Genomic DNA, 23,359 nt, shown 5'->3' with positions numbered 1-23,359 from the left:
AACGCGTGAAAATGTGCCGATTGGCCCCCAGTCGAATATTCAGTCGTCCATTACTGCAACCAATCATTTAACGATCAATGCTGCCCAAACGAATAACTCGGTGATGAGTGGTGGTGTTACTCCGCCACCGATGAGTGCTCAACCGACAGGCGCGACAACGGGTGTCTTACAACCCACCACAAGTCACGGCAGACAGGTGATGCCATCGGAGCTCTTGCCTCAGGGACTTGATCAGTTATTTATTATTTCAACAGAGCCAGATAGTCACTATGTCATAGAGACTGATCCCATTTTTACGGATAAAGCGCAATTTTTGGGGTCGGACTATTTCAGAAGTCAGGTGAATTATAATCCTGCTCAAGCAGTGAAGTTTCTCGGTGATGCGTATTATGATACACGAATCATCACTCAAATGATTTTTGAGCAAACAGGAAAGCGTTATCTGAATCAGAGTGTCGGAAGTGATACTGAGCAGATGGCGCAGTTGATGGATAACGCTGCCAAAGAGCAGCAATCACTCGCGCTCACGGTCGGTCATGCACTGACGGCCGAGCAGGTGGCAAATTTAACCCATGACATTCTCTGGTATGAATATACAGAAGTCGGCGGACAAACAGTATTAGCCCCTCGATTGTATCTGGCGAAAGCACGAGTGAATGATATTTCAAATGGTGCGTTACTGGCTGGTAACCGGGTTGATATCAACACCGGGACATTAGCCAATGAGCGCGGTGATATTCAGGCCGATACAACACTGTCTGTTGACGCCCAAGGCAATATCATTAATAAAAGTGGCACGATTGTCGGTGATAATGTCTCTCTAACCAGTGCTCAGGGCAGCCTCATCAATTCGACCGAATTTCAAACGGATACCTATCTGGATGACTGGGTTGATACACATGTGGGCAGGCTTGGTTCAATACGCGCCGGCAATGACCTGACTATTGGTGTCGGCAAAGATATCGTCAATCAGGGCGCAGCGCTTCAGGCCGCGAATAATCTGTCTCTCAATGCGGGAGAGAATGTTGAATTTAGCGCAATCCAAAAGGATAAGCGCAGAGTGTTCTATCAAAATGGTGGGGTTGATATTACCCAATCGATTCGCCATCAGGGCGCATCGGCTCAGGCTAACCATGTAGAAGTCAACGCCGGGCAGGATATTACATTGTCCCGGGCACATATCAGCGCAACCAATGATGCAACACTGACGGCTAAAGGTAATGTCAATGTCCTTGCGGTAAACGATAGCGATTATTCGTATTCCAAGCATACCCATAAAAAATCGTTCGGCCGTTCGAAAACCACTATTCATGAAAGCCTGAAAGAAACCGTCCGCGGTAGCTCGATTGCCGCCGGTGGTGAGATCACTATCAAGGCACAAAAATATACCAAAGCCAAGCTGGCCGGTGGCGACAGTGATATTCAGGTGGTCGGCTCGAACCTCAATGCCGGGGATACTATCAACCTCAGTGCCGACGGCGATGTGATTCTGGCTGCGCAGCAGTACCGTGAATACGAATACAACCAGACCATCAAAAAAGGCTTCGGCGGCCTGAGTGGCAGTAACCGCGGTAATCTGGACGATGCGACGCTGCTCGAAGGTGCCAACACCATCGCGGCCAGCCATATCAATATCAACTCCGGTAACGATATCGGGGTGATCGCCAGTACCGTCAGTGCCGGTGGTGATGTCAACATGCAGGCGCTGGATGAAGTGTTGGTGACCGCAGATAACATCCTGCGCCAAACTCAGCAGTGGGATGAAAAGAGCAGCTTCCTCAGTGGCGGACATCTGATGGAGATGTCCTCAGATCGCGAAGGGATGCAAAGCAGTACCGCACAGGGCAGCCAGATCGCCTCACACGGCAACGTTAACATTCAGGGCGGCAGTATCGCACTGGTGGGCTCCGATGTCGTCGCTGGTGAAGATACGGTCTTGAAAGCGGATACCGGTCATCTGGATATTCGTTCGGCACAGAATCGTATTCACCAGACCTCACAGCATAAGAAAATCAGTGTGGATATACCGATTTTTGAGATGCTGAGTCACCCCGAATCGGCGCTGCAAATTACCGATGGTCAAATTCGGCTGCAAATTGGTAAAGCGACCTATGATCAGGTGGATAACCAGACAACAGCTACGACGCAGACAGGCTCGAATGTTCTTGCCAACAATGATGTATCACTCAGTGCAGCCAACGACCTGACGGTGATGGGCAGCCGGATCGCGGCAGACCAAGATGGCAGCGGTGCAGGTGATTTGAGTTTGGCAGCAGACAATATCCTGATACAGGAAGCCAAAGAGACCGAGCAGACCCAGAGTAAAGAAGTTCACGCTAAAGCTGCAGCCAGTCTCGTGGTTCAGCATCAGTCTGTTGAAGTGGCGAAGGCGGTCAAAGGCGTTCAGGAAGCAACTAAAGCCCTGAAACAGGCCAAGCAAGATTATCAACAGTACAAAAAACAACTGGCGTCACTGCAAGGTACGCTGGCGACGCTGCAAGCTGACTATGCAGCGAAAAAGCCGGGGGTTAATTTTGAGGATATCGAGGAACTACAAGACCTTGTCTCAGACCTCAAGGGGGATGAAGCGTGGTATGCCGCTGGCATTGCGCTGGCTGCGGAGAATGTCACTTCAAAAACCACGCTCTTGTACAAACAAAGTCATGCTGCGGTAAACAGTATCACTTCCGGGGCGTTTGGTTTTGATGCCGGGCTGCATCTGGATATTGATGCCGACAAACAAAACAGTCAGTCACAGCGGGTGACGTCGGTCGGCTCTCAATTGTCGGGGCAGAATGTCACCATTGAGGCGGGTCACCAAGCCGGACAGTCAGCGACGGTTCAGGGCTCAGTCATTCATGCGGATGACACCCTTGCTGTCAGTGGCAATCAGGTGAGCCTGCTGGCGTCGGATGAGCAAAGCAGCAACACCAATGGCAGCGAGTCCGCGCATGTCGGTGCTTCGGTGACGCTATTCGGGGCGAACAGCGGGATTAACCTTGATGCCAGCTATAGCCGCAATGAGACTGTATCTAACAGTCAGACCCACACCAACAGTGTGTTGAGTGGCGATCATATTCAAATTACCTCGGACGGTAATACCGATGTGAACGGTGCCGACGTTGCGGCAGATGAGCAACTGGATATGTCTGTTGGCGGTGACCTGAATGTGGCTTCGGTACAGAACCGTTACAGCAGCACCAATCACGGCGGCTCTGTCAGTGGTGGAGTGGGCCTCTCCGGTGGGGATGTCGGTCAAGGCGGTGCTGTGAGCGGTTTTGACCATGCCGGGAACTTACAGGGCGTGAATAGCGGTGTGAACCTCTCAAACGGGCGTTCACATAGCCGGGAAACCGTGCTGACCCATATTACTTCCGGCGGTGATGCCAATATCACCGTGGGTGGTAATACCGATATCAAGGGCGCGACGATTGCGACGGTGAATGAAGACGGCAGTGACGCAGGAAAGCTCAATCTGAAAACAGACACGTTGAGCTATACCGACCTGAGTAATACCGGTTATACCAGCAGCCGCAATGCAGGTGTCAGCTCGAGTGTCAGTATCGGCCCGGATAAGGATGGTGCGACTCAAATAGACGCGTCCCGTAATTCATCGAGATATCAGTACACCAATCAAAGCGGTTATCACAAGAGCAAAACGTTGGCGACGGTCGGACAGGGCGTGCTGCGTATCGAGGACACACACCACAGTGATGATACCGAGCGTCTGAACCGGGATGTCGAGCATACCGAGAAAGACCTGTACTCAGTGGACCGTCAGCAGGGCAACGTTGATGTCACGGTTGACCACCGGTGGCTGAGTGAGACCGGTCAGAATGAGATTGCTGAGGATATACAGCGGAACAAATTGGCTGGGAAATCTTTGGTGGATATCGCTTTAGAGGATTCGGTCACACTGAGTAATGCGCTTGAGCATGTCGATGTTGTTCAGAAAGAGCTTGATGTTGAAATGCTGGTCGCCAGCCGTAATGGTGAGTCTACAGTTCGTCTGAATCATCTGAATACAGCGACGGCCGCCCAGAAACAGCAGGCAATTAATGATTACGCTGCGGCGTACGCACAGGTTTTCGATATCAGTATAGAAAGTGCGCTTGTGATTGCTGTCGATAAGTCGATGGGGGGCGCGCATTACATGGGGCAAAACGGCAGCAATATCGTGATTAACGATGCGGCTATGAAAAATGCTCAGGCTTATATGCGGACGCTTGCCCATGAGGTGACACATGGGTTGACTGCTCAGGGAGCCGTCTCTGACAAAGGAAGCTCGTCACTGAATGAGGAATATTCTGACCTGATTGGTGGCTATGCCGAGGATAACTTTGCTTTTGCGCTGGAGCATGCCGGGCTGGGTGACCTGAATCCGGGAGATGTGAACAGCCATATTGGTAATGGTTCGGTTCTGACACAGAACAACTGGAATACCATTAAAGATGTTCCGGTAAGCCAATTAGATTTTGAGATTGTCAGAGATGGCGGTTACAAAAATTTCTCCCAATTAGTGCAGTCCGAGCCTCGTTTGAATGAGATGACATTAGGGCAGATGAATGCGTTGCTTGATAATGTCACTTATCTGATGACTTATGGTGATGGTGTTGCTAATTCACCAGCAGCGGCTTCTGAGAAAATGGCTTACGTTGTTGAAAAGCTGCAACAGCAGGGAACGGATCCGAGAGTCATTCAATTCCTGAAAGATAATACATCCAGAATGTCAGACATTATCGGTCCAGATCGTGAACAATATCATGCGTTAGGGAGAGCATTGATCAATGTCACGACTATGGGTGTGGCAGATATGATTCGGGATCCGTCAACCAGTGAGCGAGTGCGGGCAATTCAGGAAGTCTGGGATAATGCATTTACAGCGGCAGGAGTCCCTTCAGCTGGAATCGGGCTTGCAAGTTTAGGAGCAGATATCGCCCAGTTATTGGGTAAGAAAGGCGTCGCGCAATTAAGCAAAGAGGAGTTTATTGCCACGGCAAAAGCTTGGGATGTGGATATCACTCAAGCGTCGAAGCAAGAAATGGATGGTCTATATCAGTCGTATGCGCAGGCGAGTGGGAAGCTGGATAGTGCCGTTGTTGATAGTAAATCTGTGCCGAAGTCTTTGGGAGGTAATGGGTCGTCGGTTGTTGAAGGGGAGTTTGATGGACAATCTGCTGCACAAGGGGCCATAGATAACACAGAGCAAGCTATAAATTTACAGCGGGGAGTGAAAGGTGATTGGAATAAGATGGCTAACAACCCGGAGCCAGATTCACACTATCAATTTGAAAATGGTTATAGTTATAAAACTGATTCCGATGGACGAGTGAATTCGGTGGAAGCAGATCTCAAATTAGATCCTTGGGATCGTAACACTTACCAGCAAAAAGTTTCTGGTCGAGAGTGTCGGAGCCCGGATGATTGCGGTGGACATTTGATTGCCTCTATGTTTGGTGGTCCCGGTGAGGGGATCAATTTGGTACCCATGAATGGAAAATTAAACGGTTCTGGTGGTGAGTGGTACAAACTTGAAACACAATGGCGTAATATTCTTGGTAAAGGAGGCTCTGTGAAAGTGAAGGTAGAGCCGATATATTCAGGTAAGAGTAAGAGACCTGATACTTTTAAAGTTAGGTATTCGGCTAACAGTGGTAAGACAATTACCCGTATACTGCAAAATACTCCTACAGGTGAATAATGACAGACGACCAAAAAATATATGCAGAAATAGGAAGATCTCTTTGGAATATAATGCCTCATACAGCCTCGGAGATTTATTTTTATGGTGATATTTTTCCTAAATCAAAAGGTTGTACAACTGAGTTTAAGTTAAAAAAAGATAGCTCAATTTCTTGGTTTAAGTTTGGTGAAAATCCAGAGGATGTTGAGCTATTTATTCTTAGCAAGGCTGAACTATTACAAAAAACTGAACCGTATAAACAAGAGCCTTGGACACATTTTAAAGCGACATTGACAGAAGCTGGTAAATTTAAGATGGACTTTGCGTATATACCAGAAGATGATTCCTGGCCAGGCTTGTTTATGAAACGGGTCAGTGAATTGAGTTTGGAAGAAGCAGAAGAAAAATATATACCAGAGGAAGAGTGGAAGAAATGCGTCGATAAATACGGTTCCTGAAGAGACTGTTCATTATTCTGGTATCACGCCCATGTTTATAAATCCAGATATGGGGTGAGCCATCCTTCAAAGTGGATGCAAAGCTGAGACCACGTCAGGTTTCAGCTCTGCGTCCGCCCCAAACAAACCCGTTCCACCAATCCTTTCAGCTTCTGCACTTCACCCTCCAGATATGCCAATTCTTCCACGGTAATCTCGTAATGCTCCGAATAGCGGGCTTCGATATAGGCGCGTTGCAGGCGACGGAAGCAGCGGCGGTGGAATTTGTTGTCGAGTGGGAAAATGGTTGCAAATTCAGCATCGATTTGGGCGCATAGTTTGCCCAGTTTTTCGATATTGTGGGACTTGGGTAAATAATTGGTGCAGGTGAGTAGGGTACAGGCAAAGAGTCTTTCTGTGACTTGATGAAGCATGAATGCAGAAATTTTCTCATCCCCTTTTTCTAAACTGAACTGGAAATGATCAAAGAAACCATTGGCGCTTTTGAACCACTGTTCATAATGCTTACGGGCAATTTCCTGCTTTTCTGCTTCGGTTAAATCCCCCGGCTCGGCCAATGGTTTCGGTGTGGCGGCAAACAGTTCAATCCCTTCTTCACGGATATCCTTAAAAAAGTAGTGCCCTTGCTGTAGCCGTTCGTTCACTTCCTGCAAATCATGGACAATCAATCCCAGTGGTGCGGAAGTGACTTTTCGGTCGATCTGCTCTTTAGCGCGTTGCCAGACCACATCTTCCTCAACCAGTGCGGCTTTGTTCACAATCACCAAAATATCGTAATCGCTGATATAGCCGTTGACCGGATCGTTGACCCAAGTGCCTTTGGCATGGCTGCCGAACAGGATGATTTTTAGGATGCGAAACTCGCTTTTACTCGCTGTTTTGCCCTGAAGATAGTCGTCCAGCGTATCGCGCAGAATGGTTGAAATGTTCTGAAGCTCGTGCTGTTTGGATTCGGGCAAATGGTCGAGAGATGTTTTCATAAAGCGATATTCGGTCTGTGTGGATTGAATCGCCATAGGATAAAAGAAGCGAGCGGCAAAAAACACTGTTTGTCATGGTTTTAGATGGGTAGCCGGGAGAAATGCGACGGGGTTCGGTTTTATTGGTTTGTCTGGTGATTCTTGTCGCCTTTGACTTCGAGGCATGACGCACAATTACGTTTTTCGGTTTCAGAGGCATCAGTGCTCTGTGCGCCAGTTCATCTTTCAGAGATGAAAGACGAACCAGAAAATCTTTTTTGTTTGGCTTGGGCGTGTGCTTTCCAGAACCGGCTTTTACAGGCGTCCTGCCCGGAAAAGCCTAACCATTCTCCCGGAATGGTTTTCTTCTTTCAGCGATTCATTTGAGTAGTCATGGGACACACAGATTAAAAGCAAATAATCAAGAAATAATAATCAGGAAACGCACCTCAAGGAATGGATTTACTTATGGTGTGTGTCCTTGTAATTTTTAGACTTCTTTTCCTAAACCAAATGAATAGGTAATAAATGGATAGTATTTTACGGTATCTAGCTGAAGCATATTTTCATCAAGACTGGCGCTATGACCACTCTACCTCTAAGTCTTTGATGGAGAGTTTTGTAAAATGTGAAACAGAAGACACAGTTCACGAGCTGTACAGTTGCCTTTTAGCACTGCGTGAGACTGATAACTTACCCCAGAGTTTTATTAACGACATTGGCGGAAGCTTTAGACCAGAATCTGAAGGTATGTCGTCATATCAATGGATTGATATGTCTCTAAGTTTGCTTTTGTCTGATAATGATGAAAGTACTAATAAACTCGGGTAAATATTAATTAAAACGAAAGAATAAATGCTTAACAGGGTAGAATTACTGAGATATATAGGCTAAAGGACCGATGTTTTCTTCTTGATAAGAGTGCTTTGAGCCAGGCTGATTTTTGTTCAAATCTAAATTGAATATATCGGCATACAGTAGTACTGAACAAGTAGTTTTCATTGGCTAAACCTCCCTTAATTTTGGTTTGTTTGGGGATCAACCCGCCCCAAACAAATCCGTTCCACCAACCCTTTCAGCTTTTGCACCTCAACCTCCAGATACGCCAATTCTCCCACGGTAATCTCATAATGCTCTGAATAGCGGGCTTCGATATAGGCGCGTTGTAGGCGACGGAAGCAGCGGCGGTGGCATTTGTAGGTTGCGTATCGAGGACACACACGGTTGCGTATCGAGGACACACACAACAGTGATGATACCGAGCGTCTGAACCGGGATGTCGAGCATACCGAGAAAGACCTGTATTCAGTGGACCGTCAGCAGGGCAACGTTGATGTCACGGTTGACCATCGGTTGCTGAGTGAGACGGGGCGTGCACAAATCAAGGAAGACTTTAAACGCAATGCAATCACTGGCACTGCGATTGCCGATACGGTAACGAAAAAGAGCGTAGGCTTATTGAGTGATGACGACAGTGGTGTCAGCAGCCTGCGGGAGCATGTGGGACAGAAACAAGGGTTCTTTACCGCAGCAAAAACATTTGTGACAAGCGATGACAATCAGGCGTATGTCGAGACACTCAATAACCCGACTGCAACTCCGGCGCAAAAGGAGACGGCTTATCAGGCACTGTCAGCCTCCATTGCTGAGCAGTTTGGTTTGAACCCGGCACAAGTGATGACAGCGCTGGTCAAAACAGCGAATGGTCAGTCCGCGAAAGGCGCATATGCTGAAGGGACGGTGCTCATCAATGATGCAGCGCATTACCGTCTTGAAGATATTGTCAACACCATCGGCCATGAAACCCAACATTATCTGGACGATGCTCAAAGTACCGGTACACATAATGATGCCTATAAGGCGAATCGGGAAGAGTATGCCGACACGATGGGTGAAGCCACTGAAGATTATGTTGGTTTCAACTTCGCCAATACAGGGCGCGGTGATTTCGGTGGCTGGAATTTACAGCGAGGCACAAATCGTAGTGATTTAGTCCAAGAAAATACACAAACGGCAGCGCCATTATTGCGAGACCCGACGATTGATTATCGTCAGCCGAATGCTGATGAGCGAACTGCGATTCTGGCACTTGCCGGGAATGATGAGCGCCGTCAGCAAGAGCTGAAAGAGGCCGCCTGTGCCTTGACGCATTGCTCTGCGGAATATGCAGTCGGCACAGAAAAATATAATGAAATGAAAGCCCTTGAAGAGGCTGGGGCCAGCAATCCGGAAGCACAGGAAGTGTTGTTGAAATATAGCTTCCTGAAAGTTGCCGATAATATGGACATGGCAACGGTAGTGGACAAATCATTTGGCTACACCGACAGCGATGCGCGGACGGATCGGTATCAAGCGGGTATGGATCAAGGGACTGAGAATAGTCTGAAAGCATTCAATGAGGCCTACGGAACCAATATCACTAAAGAGCAGTTTGAGTCAGGGGTTGGTTTCTTGAGTGGTCTTGCCGCTGGGTTAGGTGCGGCGAAAGGGGGCAAATATACTGGCGCAGCGACAGCAGAGGATGCAGCAGCATATAAGGTACTCAAGGGAATAGGGGAGAAAGCTGATTCGGTTAGTTCAGCGTCAGTTGAAGGGAAATTGTCTACGACTTCTAGCTCTAGTAGTGGTGTTCCTACTTCTGTCATTCGACGAGACAGTGATTTTTATGCAACAACAAATTATAGAAATCAGAAAAAAGCGTATATAGATGAGAATGGCAATTTGGTCCCAGCTAACCCAGATGGAAATGTTACTATTCAACAACATATTCGTGGTTCTGATCCAGCAAAAAGTAATAGTCAGTATATTTCGGCAACCGCAGTCGATGGTAACACTGCTAGAACTGAGAAAAATTATGGTTCTGATGCGATAGAAATCGATACTGGTCGCTTACAGCAAGATATTGATTCAGGTAAAATTAAACATGTTAAAATTATTACCCCTCAACAGGTACAAGCCGCACTTCAACAAAAAATTGATAAGGCGCAGAAGCGTTATGATACGAATCCTAGTCTGGACAATCTAAAAAAGCTTGATAGAGCTAAAGGTGACTTGTCTAATGCAGTGAGGGATAATGAGTGTCTAATCTCTGGCTGTGTTTCTCGTGATTACATTAAAAAAGGCGTAATGGATGAGTAGTTTGCAAGAATTAATGGGACAAGAAATTTATGATCTTTTATACATTCATTATGATAAAAGTGGATGTTTAATTGATGATATGGAGGATGTTTTCGGTTGCGAGAATGAAGAAATTCCTCAAGAACGCATCCCCCAATTAGAAGCTTTACTAAAGCCGATTCATGAACCGAAATATTCATTAATTTCTCTTGAAGCCTGTAAGCTTCTCGCTGCTTGGGGTAATGAAAAAGCTATTGATTATTATCAATACTGTATTGATCAACGTATTGATCAATTAGGGAACTTGGAACCTCATCGGTTACATACATTTTACGACACGACCTATGAATCATTTTTATCTAGTACATATGACTATTACGCAAGATGTGCAGATACATCTTTTAATCAAGGAGAGTATGCACGAAAGAAAATATTTCCTCTAGCAACAAAGATACTATTGTTGCTTTGTGAAATGACACTAGATGTGACACTTTTTATGAGGTTAATTGGAGGTCAGGGATGGAAAGAATATTTACCAACTTTAAAAGAATGTTTTTTGTATCTGGATAAACAATCCGATGATGATCTGAATAAACAATGGAATATTGATGCGATAAAAAATTTAATTTTAGAGTGGGAACCTGAATTTTTTTCAAGTGAGTAATTACTGGGTAATCTGGAACTTCAGTTCCAGCCTACCCCAAACAAACCCGTTCCACCAATCCTTTCAACCGCCGCACTTCTGTTTCCAGATATGCCAATTCTTCCACGGTAATCTCATAATGCTCTGAATAGCGGGCTTCGATATAGGCGCGTTGTCGGCGGCGGAAGCAGCGGCGGTGGAATTTGTTATCGAGAGGGAAAATCATTGCAAATTCAGCATCGATTTGGGCGCATAGTTTACCCAGTTTTTCGATGTTGTGGGACTTGGGTAAATAATTGGTGCAGGTGAGTAGGGTACAGGCAAAGAAAAAATAATCAGGACACGCACCTCAAGGAATGGATTTACTTATGGTGTGTGTCCTCGTAATTTTCGCAGAGATGAAAGACGAACCAGAAAATATTTTTTGTTTGGCGGCGTCGTGCGTTGTCCAGAATCGGCTTTTACGGGCGTCCTGCCCGGAAAAGCCTAACCATTCATCCGTGAATGGTTTTCTTGGTCGGGTGGTTTTCCCAAACTACGGAATTACAATTTACCTTCCCAGCCTCCGGCACCGAAATATGACGCACTTTAAGGTGTGTGTCCTGATAAGCTGACTCTTTGTGATGCAGACGGAAATGCCACTTCAACCTCCTTAAATCCACACGTCACCAGATGATCAAAAAACTTCAATTTTTTATCGATGTTCATCGGGTTGGCTAACGACTGGTTGCCGTCTCTTAAATCGGTCGAGCACCAGCGGGGGCCTTGTTCTAACTGTTTTGACGGCCAAGTTCTTTGCGGAAAACGAATGACCGGTGCGGGTACATATTTGTCTGATGGCGTGGCTAGCATGTTGAATCTGTCCATAGGTTAGGAAAGGGAACATTCATGCTAGAAGGGTTTGTGGATCATATCTGAACAGAAGTTGACAGGAATCGTCGGGTTTTGGACAAAACAGTCACCTCATGGCATTTTCGCCCTAATGATTCAGATTTTATTGATTTTCTTTGCAGAGAAAGGAGAGAGAATCTTATCTCAAGTTCACTGATAAAAGAGCGAGCGGCAGATTTTAGACAGCACAGTGCTGTAATGTCTACCCCCATCTCATATTTCATGCATCATTTTGTTTTTATTTTCAGCAAGATAGACAACAATGTTCTAATATCATAAGTTGTGTTATACAGCACAGTGCTGGGATGTTATACGGCGGGATGCTGTCTAATCACTGTTAGCTGGCAGGAGCGACAAGCGGCAATCGTTAAATGAAATGGTAGTACTGTTTAGATTAACTTGGAGAGAAAGTATGTATTCTATTAAAGATTTTGAACCTCAGCGTTTATCCAAGTTGATCGATAAAAATCAACTCTCTTATGATTTATTTCTGGCCCAGTCAGGTGTTATTACACTAGAAAACAATGAGCAATTCATCCGGATTGAAAGTACCAACCCTATCCCAATTTTTAATGGGGTTTTGGAAACCACAATTAACCCAAATGACCCAGATACACTTATTCGTGACATGCTGGACAGTTTAGAGTCGAGAAAGGATGGCTTCTGTTGGAAAGTGTGGTCCTCAAGTTGTCCAAAAAACTTAGGGGAAATACTTGTATCTCAGGGGCTAAAGGTTTCTTCTGAAAATCCGGGGATGGCAGCCGATCTTGCGTGTCATGAATTTCCTCCACAATCATTAGAAAAATTAACTGTAAAACAAGTGAGTACTGAGGAAGGTTTAGAAGATTGGGTCATTACTTTGTTTGAAGGTTTTCAATTAAGCCATGAACTTAGGCCAATATATAAAAAAATTCTAATGGATGCAGGTTTTAAAAATCCTGTGAAAAGTTATTTAGGTTTATATGATGGTCAGCCTGTTGCTACTGCTAGTTGTTTTTATAGCGACGGGGTCGTTGGTGTTTATTGGGTCTCAACAATACCGAGCTTTAGGGGAAAAGGTATTGGTCGAAATATGATGAATGTTATCTTAAAAGATGCTTTTAATGACGGGTATAAGGTTGCGATTCTCCAGTCCTCGAATAAAGGGTTCGGGATGTACAAGAAGATAGGATTTTCCCAATACTGTACAAATATCCGTTATGAATGGAAAAGATAGCAACACATTACTTTGAGTTTAAATGCAACAATGCCAATGCATTCAATGCTAATTCGGCATAGCCAGCTAACAAGGCAATCAAGGTGATGCGTTACACTCGTCAGTTTTGGTTTAAAGTTCGGTGCGCTTGGCTGGTTCAACGGGGCACACCTTATTGCGGGCGTTATTTCCGCTCATTATCCGAAGCCAGGCCATGTTCTCGGCTTGACGGTCGGTATGGTGCTGGGTGTTTTTTACGTAAGTAAGCATACAAAAAGCGCAAGCAAGGACGCTGAATGCGGCAGCGCTTAGCTTGGCGTTATGCGTACTCATTGACAAGGAATCATTCAATTGAAAGGAAACTGTTTATGTGGAGAGGTCTCGTTTGAGTTGTCAGGCGAATTACCACCCATTTATCAATGTCATTGTTCGTTGTGTCGCAAAGTGTCGGGTTCTTCATCAAACTCAGCTTTGATAGTTAAGGTATCCAATTTTAATTGGTGTAGCGGCGAGGAGCAAATCAGGTCGTTCTCTACTCACTCGGGTTTTAAATCTGATTTTTGTTGTCAGTGTGGTAGTCCGGTACCCAATATCAGCTCGAATGGTGATTCATACTGGGTGCCTGCTGGTTTGCTGTCCGAGCCGGTGGATACAAAAGTTGTCGCTCATGTCTATGTTGGATCTCATGCAAACTGGGATGTGGGGTTCATAAACGATGGTCTTCCGCAATTTGAAACGATGCCAAGTGAAAGGGATTGGTTAGCGTTACGTCGGTGACGTGATCATCACAAATCAAAGCAATTGATACAGTTAAGCTTCGCGGTTGCCTTTTCATGTTTTTCAACCGCTTGGTCCCAGCGCAATGCGCAATTGATTGGGGTATCATGCTACCGGTCAAAATCTTTAATAAGGAATACGATGAAACAGAACATTGTCCATATTGCTTTGGTTGTAAAAGACTATGATGAAGCAATTGATTTTTACGTAAACAAACTCAAATTTGAACTGATTGAAGATACTTATCAACCTGCACAAGACAAACGCTGGGTGGTTGTCGCGCCACCAAATTCTCATGGTGTCACATTGTTACTTGCCAAAGCCTCGAAGCCAGAACAGCATGATTTCATTGGTAATCAAGCCGGTGGTCGAGTATTCCTATTTCTAAATACTGATGATTTCTGGCGTGACTTTGAGCGCATGAAATCGATTGGTATTCACTTCGTCCGAGAGCCAACTGAACAAGACTATGGCACGGTAGCCGTGTTTGAAGATTTGTATGGAAACTTGTGGGATCTTCTTCAATTAAACCCAGACCACCCAATGGCGAAAAGGTAGCATGACAAGCGTATACGCAAGGAGAGTCACGTGGTAAAAATTCGTGAAATGGAAATCGTGGACTATGACGAAGTGATAGCCCTTTGGTGGGCGAAGCTCGGTCGTGAGTGAGTTGACCAAGCCGTCCGTTCGCTAGCTAAAATAGGTGTCCCTAAAACTCACTTATTTGTGTATAACGACAATGTGAATGCCCAACAATTTTATGAAAGGCTAGGCTGGTTTGCTCGGGATGAAGTTCGAATGTACTCATTCAACAGTTCGGGCAATAGCAACGTCTAGCACACGGAGTATGATAAACGACGATGCTGTCAAGGATGACTTTGTATCCAATTTCAGAGGCATCGATGCTCTGTACACCAGTTCATCTTTCAGGTCTCGTCTGCTAAGAACTTCTGCGCCAGAGCCAGTGCTTCGTCCTTGGTGGCAACCATGAGCATGGGATAACCCCAGAACTTCTCATATACCGAGGCGAACGCTTTCGTTGCCATTCGCTTGGCGATATTCGGCTCGATGTAGATCGCAGCTTTCACAAAGGCTTTCAACTCGCTTTTATTACGTTTCATCCAACGCGATGTTTGTTTCATTTCATCCGGCGAATGTTCGTGATCGCCTTTATCAAGCCCCTCGTCGTTGAGCAGCACAAAGGCGCTCTTGCGAGCGAGTAATGCCTCGAACTCGGCAAAAGGCGAGGTTTCGGGATCGGTGCCCGGCGCGTTGAATCGCGTCCAGACCAGAGGAAACTGCGAGGTATCAATCTGCATACCAATACTCCTTCAGAACATTACAAGAAATTGCTGGTGGTCAGCTCCGAGCGAGCAGAACAGGCAGCATCGTTGATCCTAAGATACCTGTAGGATCGCTGGACGTCATTGCATCATTTCGCCATAATATTTTTCAATTCGGCCAAAATATTTGACCTTCTCATCGTCGATCCGAGGTTCAGAACTGACTATGTCTAACATTACAATCACCGACCTGAGCACTGCCCGAGATGTTGATAATGTCCCCCGGCCGGTGGTTGCGCTGAGTGCCACATCGGTAACAAAGGACTGGGAACAGGCCCGTCATCAGCATCACAAGGCGCAACTGATTTACTCCGTTCGCGGTATTCTCAACTGCGAAGTTGAAGACGGAGTCTGGATCGTGCCGCCGCAGTGCGCTGTATGGATACCGGGAAACTTGCCCCACTCATCCCGGGGAGCGGGTGAAACGGAATGTTATTGCCTGTTCGTCGAGCCTGATGCCGCACCGGATCTGCCAAAAACCTGCTGCACGATTTCAGTATCGCCGCTGCTACGTGAATTGCTGCTGAAGGTGGCTGGCTTTCCCAAATTGTATGAACTCGGAAGCCGGGAAGATCGGCTGATCGCTACTTTACTGGATGAGCTGGCGGCAGCACCGGTAGAAAACCTCCATCTGCCGGTGCCACACGATCCGCGATTGCGTCAGCTCGCGGAGATGCTGCTGGCCGACCCCACAGATAAAACATTGAAGGGGGAGTGGGCTACCCGCATCGGCATGAGTGAACGAAACATGAGTCGGCTGCTGCTGAACGAAATCGGTATGAGTTTCGGACGCTGGCGGCGGCAATTGCATGTGATCCTTGCACTCCAGCGCCTGACCAAAGGTGAAAGCGTGCAGACGGTGGCGTTGGAATTGGGTTACGAGAATGCCAGTGGTTTCGTGACCATGTTCCGCAAGGCAGTCGGCAAGCCCCCAGCGCGATACATCTCGGAACGAATGACCAACGGAGAGACGACGGCTGTGCCAGCCATCATACTTTCCGAACAGGGTCTAACCTGATTTGGTTTCGCACCAGAAGCGTTCCTACGCTGGAGCCGGCGTGATCGTCATCTCTATAAGCCGCTCATGGCGAAATTAAGCCAATTTATTTTGCAATCCAGCCAAAAAGAGTGAGACAAATGTATTTGGCCTAAATGAATAATAATTAGGCCTAATTTCGCCATTACACCCATGCAATTTTATTATTAAATAGAACATCTAATTGCAAATGAGTATCATTTAATGGGTTGTTTCAAAACTACAGGGAAGTTGCGTGGGTCAACTGATACGCGCACCGAGCCGACTATCTATCCTCTGCCCGATGGGTTATACAAAGGGGCCATCAGAAGTACACCCCGCACCGTGCTTGGTTCTGCTGTCGCGGCGGTTGTTCTCATCAGCGCACAGAGCGCATTCGCTGCCAAGTCAGAGCAGCGCCAAAACAAGGATGGGAAGAAAACGGCTCAGGAAACGGCGACCTTGCCGACCATGACGGTTATGGGCGAAGGGACTGATGCCTATACGATTGGTAAGACCGCGGCGGCGACGCGCTTGCCGCTGTCGCTGCAGGAAACACCACAGGCGGTCACGGTGATCACGCGCCAGCGTATCGATGATCAGCAGTTGAATTCGGTGCAGGGCGTGTTGGACAACACCACAGGCATCGCGTCGTACCAGTCCGACAGTGAGCGAACGAGTTTCTATTCGCGGGGTTTTTTGATCAATAACGTTCAGTACGACGGTATTCCCACCGTTGTCGGTGACGTCGTCAATGGCAGTGGCATCGGTTCTCTCGATACCGCGTTCTATGATCAGGTCGAAGTCGTGCGCGGGGGTTCTGGCTTGCTGACGGGCACCGGTAATCCCTCGGCTGCCATCAACCTCGTGCGCAAACGGCCAACCCGTGACTTCTCGGCTGCCGCCTCAATTGGTGCGGGGAGCTGGGATACTCACCGAGGTATGGCCGACATATCGACACCGTTGACCGAAGACGGTCGTATTCGCGCCCGTATCGTCGGGACGTATCAAGACGGCCATTCGTACCTCGACGGCTACAAGCCGCAGCGGAAAGGGTTCTACGGCATCATCGAGGCAGATCTGACCGAGAACACGACGTTGAGTCTGGGTTATGACTATCAGGACATCACGCCGAAGGGGTCGACCTGGGGCGGTTTGCCGTTATGGTTCAGCGACGGTACACAGGCAGAGTATGCACGCGGTAAGAACTACGCGCAGGACTGGAGCCACTGGGACAACACGCTCAAGACGGCGTTTGCCGAGATCGAACACTTCTTCGACAATGGCTGGAATATCAAAGCCACGGCTAACCAGTACCGCACGGAATACGATGCCGAATTGCTCGGCTTGGTCGGTCGCCCTGATCGTGAAACAGGCCTGGGTTCCTTTCCCTATGGCGCCCGTCCGGTCGCGCTGGCATCCGGAGGTCACAGCCGTCAAAATACCTTCGACGTGATGGCAAGCGGCCCCTTCGAACTGCTGGGTCGCCAACACGATTTAGTGGTGGGGGCGACGAGTTCGCGCCGCACATCGAGCCAAGAGGATATTGCACCATTCTATGCCGGTATTGCACCGGTCAATGTCTATGACTTGGGGCCTGCCTATCCCCGCCCTGACTTCGATGCCAAGACTTCGGTTCCGACCCACACCCGAGTCAAGCAGAGCGGTATCTATAGCGCAGTCCGGTTTTCGCTGGCCGATCCTCTAAAACTCATTATCGGCGGCCGCTTCAGCAACTACGCCATCGATGACAACGTCAATGGCACTTCATTGCACTACAAAAAGAGCGGTGAATTTACGCCGTATGCCGGCTTGGTCTACGACATCAACAAGACTTATTCGACTTACGTCAGCTACACAGACATATTCAATCCGCAAACCGACTATCGGGACAGTCGCGGCAACGTGCTCACACCGTCACAGGGAAAAACCAAGGAAATCGGCCTCAAAGGGGCTTACATGGACGGGCGTCTGAATGCGTCGGTGGACTTGTTCGAGACCAAACTGGACAACGCGGCACAAATGGTTGCAGGGACCTATACACCGAGCGGATCCCAAGCTTATCAGGGCGCTGATGGAACGAAATCGCGCGGCATCGAGCTCGACTTGCAGGGCGAGCTGGCACCGGGCTGGAATATCTACGCCGGCATCGCTCACTTCACGGCGGAAGATGGTCATGGCGTGCGTCTGAATTCGAAGCTACCACGCACCACGGCCCAGCTTTTCAATACCTACCAGTTGTCCGGAGACTGGCACTCGTTGACGCTTGGCGGCGGTATTCAGTGGCAAAGTCGTTTCTACCAAACGGCCAATACTGGGACGAGCACATTGGGCGGGGAACAGGGTTCCTATGCTCTGGTATCCCTGATGGGACGGTACGACATCACGAAGGAGATCAATCTGGCAGTCAACCTGAACAACGTGTTCGACAAGAAGTACGCGCTACAGAAGGGTGACTTCGACACCGTGAGCTATGGTGCACCGCGCAACGTCATGTTAACGCTGAACTACAAGTTGTGAGTGTGTCCGTATAGCACATCTGTTCTTTTGCATACCTAACTTGATAAGAGAGAAAATTATGTCATCCCAATCTAATCTCTACCCGCGTCGCCCTGCGACCATCCACCACCAGAACAGGGTTGCCCTGTTCTGGCTGACTAGCGGCGTCGGCGCCGTGCTTTTTGTCACCTTCCAGCTGTTCTTTTACGTCAACGGCTTTGTCAGAGCACAGGGCGCAACGCCGACGATGACGTTTGAGCCCGACGTACTGTGGGTATTTCCGACATTCTATGGGTGTTGGATCATCACGGTGTTGCTCGCACTGATCGGCACCCGGAAGGCTCAGTGGGGGGCGCTGATCCTCGGTAGTCTGATGGTCGTCCTCAATACCCTCGGCGGGATCTCCGATGGGGTGCGCGACGGTTGGTACGTTGCCTTCTCCGCTGTTTTCTTCATCACTGTGCCGGGCGTGTTCGCCATTGTAGCCACTTGGTGCCACCTCAAGAGCAAAGGAGTACATGATGTCGATGAATAGCTCAAACTTTCCCTTCGTCTGGATGCGTTTTTCGCATGAGCCGGGGCATGACCACGAAAAAGACTTCGCAGCATTCGAGGCCAATCTGAAGCGCGGCGAACCCTTTGTGCTATTGACCGATACTGCACCTGCTGAAGACCATGAACATTCACCGGAAGAGAAGAGACGCACTGCATTCTGGATGAGAGAACACAAGGCTGAGTTGCGCAAGCTGGTTCAGGCCATGATTATGGTGGAACCCAGTCAAGCCAAACGCCTCGGTATCAAGGCGTTTGCAGTGCTCTTTGCTAAGTTCTGGGGCTACCCGTTGATTGTTGCTGCGTCGCACGAGGAAGCGATGGAGATTGCCAAAGGGCTGTTGGGCAATCCACGAATGGCTTTTTCAGGATTGCGTGAGTAGAAAGAAACAATCCCCTTTTCTTGATTTGAGGGAGGGTGAAAAGGGGATTGTTAAACTCGGGTTGCTGTTAACGGACATCTTTGCCATTGCTGGCAATGACTTTTTTGTACCAGTAGAAGGACTTCTTCGGTGTCCGGTTTAGGGTGCCTTGGCCTAAGTTGTCACGATCAACGTAGATAAAGCCATAGCGCTTACTCATTTCACCGGTTGATGCTGCCACTAAGTCGATACATCCCCAAGGGGTGAATCCCATCAGCGGCACGCCATCTTGCATCGCGTCATGCATGGCCTGAATGTGTTGACGCAGGTAATCAATGCGATAGTCATCGTTGATTTCACCGTTCTCGTTCGGGGTGTCTTTGGCCCCTAAACCATTTTCGACTAAAAAGAGCGGTTTTTGGTAACGGTCATACAGGGTATTCATGGTAATTCTCAACCCCAGCGGATCAATCACCCAACCCCAGTCACTGGCGGGTAAATGAGGGTTGCGAATTGATTTCACCACGTTTGCTGCACTGGTGTTGCCGTCATTCATATCGGCAGATGCGCAGCGCGAAGCGTAATAACTGAAGGAAATGAAATCGACGGTATGTTTGAGAATTTCAAAGTCTTCAGCGTCGGTCTGAAGTTGTACGCCTTTTTTCTCGAAGACCGATTGGCTGTATGCCGGGTAATAGCCGCGCGATTGCACATCGATAAAGAATAGGTTTTCGCGGTCTTTTTCCATCGCGGTCAACACATCCTGCGGCTTACAGGAATAAGGGTAGAAGTTCCCGCCTGCGAGCATACAACCGACTTGGTTTTGCGGGTCTGTTTCATGGGCGATTTTGGTCGCCAGTGCGCTGGCAACTAATTGATGATGCGCGGCTTGATACTTCACCTGGTCGTGATTTTCACCGGCTTGAAACAGTAATCCGGCACCTGAGAATGGGCTCGCCAGCAAGATGTTGATCTCGTTGAATGTGAGCCAGTATTTGACCAGACCACGATAGTGTTCGAAACAGGTGCGCGCATAACGGGTAAAGAACGTGATCATGTCACGGTTGCGCCATGAGCCGTATTGATTGACCAGATTCATGGGCACATCAAAGTGGCACAAAGTAACCAACGGTTCGATGCCATACTTGTGGCACTCTTTAAAGACGTTCAGATAGAAGTCTAAGCCTGCTTGGTTCGGCTCAGCGTCATCGCCATTGGGGTAAATGCGACTCCATGCAATCGACAGGCGAAACACTTTGAAACCCATTTCCGCCAACAGGGCGATATCTTCACGATAGCGATGATAGAAGTCAATGGCATGATGGCTTGGATAGAATTCATCTTCACTGAGTGTAACGTTGGCAACTTGCCCCAGTTTAATCGGCAGCCGATTTTCACCGTATGGGATCATATCAACCGTGGTTAAACCTTTGCCGTCTGCAAGGTAAGCCCCTTCTGATTGGTTTGCGGCAATGGCGCCACCCCAGAGAAAATTTTGTGGAAAATGCAGTTCAGACATGTGTTTCCTTTTTATCGATGCAAGCCATCTTCAATATCAGATGGCTTGCATATATCAAATACTGATTAAGTGGTCGCTTGTGGTGATGTGACTTTATGGTCATCATTCTCATCGCCAGCAGCATGGTCAGCGTTGAGCGCTTGGTCATCATCGACTTGAGGATCATCTTCAAAGCCGAGTATCAGCGTCAGAACAAACGAGAGTACAATCGCGAGGGCAATCAGACCGAACACCCAGACAATACTCATCGGGTCGTTGACATCGAAGAACTGCACACTGGTAAATAAGCTCGGTGACGCCATGGAATGACTGGCTAAACCGCCCATCCCAGCGAGCGCACCGACAATGAACCCCGTAATCATCGTCGCAATCAGCGGGCGTTTGAGACGGACAAGGACACCATACAGTGCCGGCTCAGAGATACCCGCGAAAATCGCTGAAGCGCCTGCCGCGAGCGCGGTTTGTTTGAGCGCGATGTTTTTGGTTTTGTAAGCGACGGCTAAACATGCGCCGCCCATGCCTAAATTCGCTCCGATTTCAGACGGCATGACCATACCTTCCCGGCCTGTTTCCGCAATGGTTTGGATAATGGTTGGCGTAAAGACGCGGTGCATCCCGGTGAGTACCAAGAGAGGCCATAGTGCGCCCATGATCGCAACCGATAACCAGCCCAGTGTGCCGTGAATAGTATAAACCACCGCTGAAATGGCTGTCCCGATCCAGATACCGACAGGGCCAATCACCACAATAGCAATGGGCGCGGCAATCAAGACGATTAGCATCGGTTTGAGGAAGTTTTTGGTCACGACCGGCGTAATCCGATCCACCCAGTGCTCAATGTAGGACAGGACCCAAGTCATCACCAGTGCCGGAATCACCGTATAGGTGTACTTCACCGCAGTAATGGAGACCCCGAACAGATCAACTTGCTGGCCCTGCGCTGCCTGAGCCATCAGGGCGATAAAATTGGGATGAATCAGTACCCCGGCAATCGCAATCGCCAGTGACATATTGGTTTTGAATTTGATTGCTGCTGAAGCGGCTACCATTACGGGCAGGAAGAAGAAAGCACCGTCACCAATCGCTTTGAGAATGATCAACGTCGGCGCGTTGGGTTCAACCCAACCGGTCATCTCTAAGACCATCGCCAGCAGCTTCACCATCGAGCCGCCGATAATCGCAGGGATGAGGGGCGACATGGTGCCGACAAGCGCATCCAGCATTTTTGCACCGATGACCTTTGCCGTCAGTTTTTGCTTTTTCTCTGTGGAGGTCACGGGCGGTGCGGCATCAATATCGATAAGAGACATCACTTCTTTGTAAGCAACAGCCACTTCGTTACCGATGATCACTTGGATTTTATCGCCATTATCAACCACGCCCATCACGCCTTGAGTCGCTTTGAGCTGAGGGATATCAACCAAGCTCGCGTCGTTGAGTACAAAGCGGAGCCGTGTCATGCAGTGGGTCAGCGCGGAGACGTTATCTTTTCCTCCCACGTGTGTGACAACGGATTGCGCAATTGTCTTGTAATTGTTGGACATTGTTATCTCCTAGAAACGCTTCCCGGTGATGCTCATCCGTGATTCGAGTGGCTTTGGCGAAAAATCTTAGCCGGAAAAATGCATTTGTTTTGTTATTAGATTGGTTGAGTAAGTGACTTTACAGTGCTTTAAGTTACCGGTAACATGTTACCGGTAAAGTTAATCGGGTAAACCCCTATCTTCGCGTGAATTTCAAAAATGAGATCACGCGCAAGTTTGTGATAAGGATTGAGTATGTCAGGTAGCAGTATCGTCGTGATGGGGGTTTGCGGGTGCGGTAAAAGCACCATTGGTGAACGGCTGGCGAATCGGCTCGGGCGTCAGTTTATTGATGGTGATGATCTTCATCCCAGCGCGAATATTCAGAAAATGGCAGCGGGGCAGCCGTTGGATGATACAGACCGTCAGCCGTGGCTGGAAAGCATCCGAGATGTTGCTTGTCGCTTTGAAAGTCACAATGAACATGGTGTGTTGGTCTGTTCGGCATTAAAAAAAGACTATCGTGATCAAATCCGCAAAGGGAATAAACAGGTGACTTTCGTCTTTCTGGATGGCGAGATGGCGTTGATCCTTGAACGAATGCGGATGCGACAAGGTCACTTTATGAAAGAAAATATGGTGAAAAGTCAGTTTGATACGCTGGAGCGACCAGATCATGAACCCCAGACGATTGTGGTCAGTATTCAAGGCACTATTGAACAAGTGATTGAACGGATTGTGACTCAACTTAAACAGGCGCAAATCCCTGAAGTAAAGACACCAGAAGTAAAGGCTCCTGAAGAGAAAAGTTCCTGAAGTAATG

The 23,359-nt window shown here is 48.0% G+C and carries 20 protein-coding genes and 1 pseudogene; 14 read left to right on the top strand and 7 right to left on the bottom strand.

Going from position 1 to position 23,359, the window contains the following annotated elements:
* Positions 1-13: 13 nt before the first annotated feature.
* Together OCU60_RS22240 and OCU60_RS22235 are read left to right on the top strand one after the other, a co-directional pair.
* A complete protein-coding gene (locus OCU60_RS22240; RefSeq protein WP_074374382.1) occupies positions 14-5,701 on the top strand; it encodes a hemagglutinin repeat-containing protein in 5,688 nt (1,895 codons plus the stop codon).
* Positions 5,701-6,141 carry an immunity protein YezG family protein gene (locus tag OCU60_RS22235; protein ID WP_074374381.1) on the top strand — a complete coding sequence of 147 codons (441 nt, stop codon included), beginning with the start codon at positions 5,701-5,703 and terminating at the stop codon, positions 6,139-6,141. Before OCU60_RS22240 ends, OCU60_RS22235 begins: the two co-directional genes overlap by 1 nt.
* Positions 6,142-6,242: 101 nt before the next feature.
* On the opposite strand, the gene OCU60_RS22230 is transcribed toward OCU60_RS22235, so the two are convergent.
* Positions 6,243-7,121 carry a HEPN domain-containing protein gene (locus OCU60_RS22230; RefSeq protein ID WP_074374460.1) on the bottom strand — a complete coding sequence of 293 codons (879 nt, stop codon included), beginning with the start codon at positions 7,119-7,121 and terminating at the stop codon, positions 6,243-6,245.
* 507 nt (positions 7,122-7,628) lie between these two features.
* Here OCU60_RS22230 and OCU60_RS22225 point away from each other — a divergent pair.
* On the top strand, positions 7,629-7,931 hold the full coding sequence (locus OCU60_RS22225; protein ID WP_074374380.1) for a contact-dependent growth inhibition system immunity protein: 303 nt from the start codon (positions 7,629-7,631) through the stop codon (positions 7,929-7,931).
* Positions 7,932-8,116: 185 nt separating this feature from the next.
* Here OCU60_RS22225 and OCU60_RS22220 read toward each other — a convergent pair whose 3' ends face one another.
* Positions 8,117-8,320: a HEPN domain-containing protein gene (locus tag OCU60_RS22220; protein WP_205410523.1), complete on the bottom strand. Its 204-nt coding sequence runs from the start codon at positions 8,318-8,320 to the stop codon at positions 8,117-8,119.
* 4 nt (positions 8,321-8,324) lie between these two features.
* Between OCU60_RS22220 and OCU60_RS22215 the strand changes: the two genes are divergently transcribed.
* Entirely contained in the window at positions 8,325-10,238 is a 1,914-nt protein-coding gene (locus tag OCU60_RS22215) for a hypothetical protein (RefSeq protein WP_205410522.1), read from the top strand.
* Positions 10,231-10,881 (top strand): hypothetical protein, encoded by a 651-nt coding sequence (locus OCU60_RS22210; protein WP_074374378.1) that lies wholly within the window; start codon positions 10,231-10,233, stop codon positions 10,879-10,881. The genes OCU60_RS22215 and OCU60_RS22210 overlap by 8 nt, the downstream gene beginning before the upstream one ends.
* A gap of 31 nt (positions 10,882-10,912) precedes the next feature.
* Here OCU60_RS22210 and OCU60_RS22205 read toward each other — a convergent pair whose 3' ends face one another.
* Both OCU60_RS22205 and OCU60_RS22200 read right to left on the bottom strand, forming a co-directional pair.
* Positions 10,913-11,086, bottom strand: coding sequence for a nucleotidyltransferase (locus OCU60_RS22205; protein WP_095533334.1), 174 nt, complete (start codon positions 11,084-11,086; stop codon positions 10,913-10,915).
* Positions 11,087-11,448: 362 nt separating this feature from the next.
* Positions 11,449-11,712: a hypothetical protein gene (locus OCU60_RS22200; RefSeq protein WP_074374377.1), complete on the bottom strand. Its 264-nt coding sequence runs from the start codon at positions 11,710-11,712 to the stop codon at positions 11,449-11,451.
* A 451-nt stretch (positions 11,713-12,163) separates the two neighbouring features.
* Between OCU60_RS22200 and OCU60_RS22195 the strand changes: the two genes are divergently transcribed.
* The 4 genes and pseudogenes from OCU60_RS22195 to OCU60_RS22180 form a co-directional block, all read left to right on the top strand.
* On the top strand, positions 12,164-12,967 hold the full coding sequence (locus tag OCU60_RS22195; protein ID WP_159439486.1) for a GNAT family N-acetyltransferase: 804 nt from the start codon (positions 12,164-12,166) through the stop codon (positions 12,965-12,967).
* Between the two features lie 330 nt (positions 12,968-13,297).
* A complete protein-coding gene (locus tag OCU60_RS22190; RefSeq protein WP_074374374.1) occupies positions 13,298-13,723 on the top strand; it encodes a GFA family protein in 426 nt (141 codons plus the stop codon).
* A 141-nt stretch (positions 13,724-13,864) separates the two neighbouring features.
* Positions 13,865-14,281 (top strand): VOC family protein, encoded by a 417-nt coding sequence (locus OCU60_RS22185; RefSeq protein ID WP_074374373.1) that lies wholly within the window; start codon positions 13,865-13,867, stop codon positions 14,279-14,281.
* 111 nt (positions 14,282-14,392) lie between these two features.
* Positions 14,393-14,560: pseudogene (locus tag OCU60_RS22180) on the top strand (GNAT family N-acetyltransferase); the annotation flags it as partial.
* 89 nt (positions 14,561-14,649) lie between these two features.
* On the opposite strand, the gene OCU60_RS22175 reads toward OCU60_RS22180, so the two are convergent.
* Positions 14,650-15,042 carry a hypothetical protein gene (locus OCU60_RS22175; protein WP_074374372.1) on the bottom strand — a complete coding sequence of 131 codons (393 nt, stop codon included), beginning with the start codon at positions 15,040-15,042 and terminating at the stop codon, positions 14,650-14,652.
* 190 nt (positions 15,043-15,232) lie between these two features.
* Here OCU60_RS22175 and OCU60_RS22170 point away from each other — a divergent pair, with 190 nt between their 5' ends.
* The 4 genes from OCU60_RS22170 (at position 15,233) to OCU60_RS22155 (ending at position 19,515) form a co-directional block, all read left to right on the top strand.
* A complete protein-coding gene (locus tag OCU60_RS22170) occupies positions 15,233-16,084 on the top strand; it encodes an AraC family transcriptional regulator (protein ID WP_074374371.1) in 852 nt (283 codons plus the stop codon).
* A 222-nt stretch (positions 16,085-16,306) separates the two neighbouring features.
* A complete protein-coding gene (locus OCU60_RS22165) occupies positions 16,307-18,601 on the top strand; it encodes a TonB-dependent siderophore receptor (protein WP_083602726.1) in 2,295 nt (764 codons plus the stop codon).
* 58 nt (positions 18,602-18,659) lie between these two features.
* A complete protein-coding gene (locus tag OCU60_RS22160) occupies positions 18,660-19,115 on the top strand; it encodes a hypothetical protein (protein ID WP_074374370.1) in 456 nt (151 codons plus the stop codon).
* Complete coding sequence (locus OCU60_RS22155) at positions 19,099-19,515, top strand: hypothetical protein (RefSeq protein WP_205410521.1); 417 nt, start codon at positions 19,099-19,101, stop codon at positions 19,513-19,515. Before OCU60_RS22160 ends, OCU60_RS22155 begins: the two co-directional genes overlap by 17 nt.
* Before the next feature lie 67 nt (positions 19,516-19,582).
* Here OCU60_RS22155 and ascB read toward each other — a convergent pair whose 3' ends face one another.
* Both ascB and ascF read right to left on the bottom strand, forming a co-directional pair.
* Positions 19,583-21,013, bottom strand: a complete 1,431-nt coding sequence (gene ascB, locus OCU60_RS22150) for a 6-phospho-beta-glucosidase (RefSeq protein WP_074374368.1) — start codon at positions 21,011-21,013, stop codon at positions 19,583-19,585.
* Positions 21,014-21,078: 65 nt separating this feature from the next.
* Positions 21,079-22,557, bottom strand: a complete 1,479-nt coding sequence (gene ascF, locus OCU60_RS22145; RefSeq protein ID WP_074374367.1) for a PTS cellobiose/arbutin/salicin transporter subunit IIBC — start codon at positions 22,555-22,557, stop codon at positions 21,079-21,081.
* 234 nt (positions 22,558-22,791) lie between these two features.
* On the opposite strand from ascF, the gene OCU60_RS22140 reads away from it, so the two are divergent.
* Positions 22,792-23,352, top strand: coding sequence for a gluconokinase (locus OCU60_RS22140; protein WP_074374366.1), 561 nt, complete (start codon positions 22,792-22,794; stop codon positions 23,350-23,352).
* The last annotated feature ends 7 nt before the right edge of the window (positions 23,353-23,359 follow it).

The organism is Vibrio spartinae (assembly GCF_024347135.1).
In the GTDB taxonomy this organism is placed as follows: Bacteria; Pseudomonadota; Gammaproteobacteria; order Enterobacterales; family Vibrionaceae; genus Vibrio; species Vibrio spartinae.
This window is presented reverse-complemented; position numbering and strand designations above follow the sequence as displayed.